The 1,915-nt window shown below is 34.1% G+C and carries 1 protein-coding gene; it reads left to right on the forward strand.

What is annotated here, in order from left to right:
- Positions 1-1,915 (forward strand): glutamine synthetase III (locus AADI82_RS15045; RefSeq protein ID WP_341217223.1); only part of this gene is annotated, 1,915 nt, incomplete at both ends.

The following is a 1,915-nucleotide window of genomic DNA, read 5'->3' on the forward strand; positions in this document are numbered from 1 at the left end:
GGTTTCAGCCATTAACAGGAGCAACAGCCGAAAAGCACGATGCTTTTTTTGAAACCATTGGTAACGGTATGGCTATCGAAAAATTTGGTGGTGGTCAATTAGTGCAACAGGAGCCAGATGCATCAAGTTTTCCTAACGGAGGAATAAGAAACACTTTTGAGGCTCGTGGTTACACAGCATGGGATCCAACCTCGCCTGCTTTTATTTACGGAACCACCTTATGTATTCCTACAATTTTTGTGGCTTACACAGGAGAAGCTTTAGATTATAAAACGCCTTTATTAAGAGCCTTACATGCTATAGACGAGGCTGCAACTGCGGTTTGTAAATATTTTGATAAAAACGTAAAAAAGGTAACATCTTCTTTAGGATGGGAGCAAGAGTACTTTTTAATTGATAAAACATTAGCAGCAAGTCGTCCAGATATTACTTTGACCGGCAGAACATTGTTAGGGCATTCATCTGCAAAAGGGCAACAATTAGACGATCATTATTTTGGTTCAATTCCTAGTAGAGCTTTAAATTTCATGCGTGAGTTAGAAACAGAATGTATGCTTTTAGGAATTCCAGTAAAAACAAGGCATAACGAAGTAGCTCCAAATCAGTTTGAATTAGCACCTATTTACGAAGAAGCTAATTTGGCAGTCGACCATAATTCTTTATTAATGGATATTATGAATCGAGTAGCTTCTCGTCATAATTTTAAAGTATTATTTCACGAAAAACCTTTTAAAGGAATAAATGGCTCTGGAAAGCATAATAACTGGTCATTATCAACAGATACAGGTGTGAATTTATTGGCTCCAGGAAAAACACCAATGAGTAATTTACAATTTTTAACCTTTTTTATTAATACTATTAAAGCCGTTAACGAGCATGAAGCACTTTTAAGAGCAACTATAGCGTCTGCTAGTAACGATCACAGATTGGGTGCTAACGAAGCACCGCCTGCAATTATTTCTGTTTTTATTGGTGAACAATTAACTAAAGTTTTAGAGGAGTTAGAAGGGGTTACCAAAGGTAAATTATCGCCTCAAGAGAAAACTGAATTAAAACTAAACGTGGTTGGTAAAATCCCTGATGTTTTGTTGGATAATACAGATAGAAACAGAACGTCACCGTTTGCATTTACTGGGAATAAATTTGAGTTTAGAGCTGTGGGTTCAACCGCTAATTGCGGTAACCCAATGACGGTTCTAAACACTATAGTAGCCAAACAATTAAAAGACTTTAAAGTAGAAGTTGATAAATTAATAGATAAGAAAGATTTAAAGAAAGATGAAGCTATTTTTAATGTTTTACGCGAGTATATTAAATCTTCTAAGCGTATTTTGTTTGAAGGGAATGGCTATGGTGAAGCTTGGGAAAAAGAAGCAAAGAAAAGAGGGTTAAGTAATAATAAAACCACACCAGAGGCATTAAAATCTAGAGTGTCTAAAGAGACTATTGCATTATTTGAAGACATGAATGTAATGAGTAAAATTGAAACCGAAGCACGTTACGAGATTGAAATTGAAGCATATATTATGCATATTCAAATAGAAGGCCGCGTTTTAGGAGATATAGCGCGTAATCATATTGTTCCAACTGCTGTTAAATATCAAAATACTTTAATTGAAAATGTTAGAGGTTTAAAAGAGATTTTTGATAAAAAATTTAAAGAAGTTTCTAAAGAGCAAATCAATTTAATTGAAGACATTTCAAGTCATATAGAAGGCATTAATGCTAATGTTACTAAAATGATTAATGAAAGAAAGCAAGCTAATACCATTGAAGATGCAGAGAAAAAAGCGCACGCTTATTGCTTTAATGTAAAACCATTGTTTGAAGATATTCGTTATCATTGCGATAAATTAGAATTACTTATAGACGATGAGATTTGGCCACTAACAAAGTATAGAGAATTGTTGTTTAC

Origin of the sequence: uncultured Wocania sp. (assembly GCF_964021735.1) — a bacterium.
GTDB lineage: Bacteria > Bacteroidota > Bacteroidia > Flavobacteriales > Flavobacteriaceae > Wocania_A.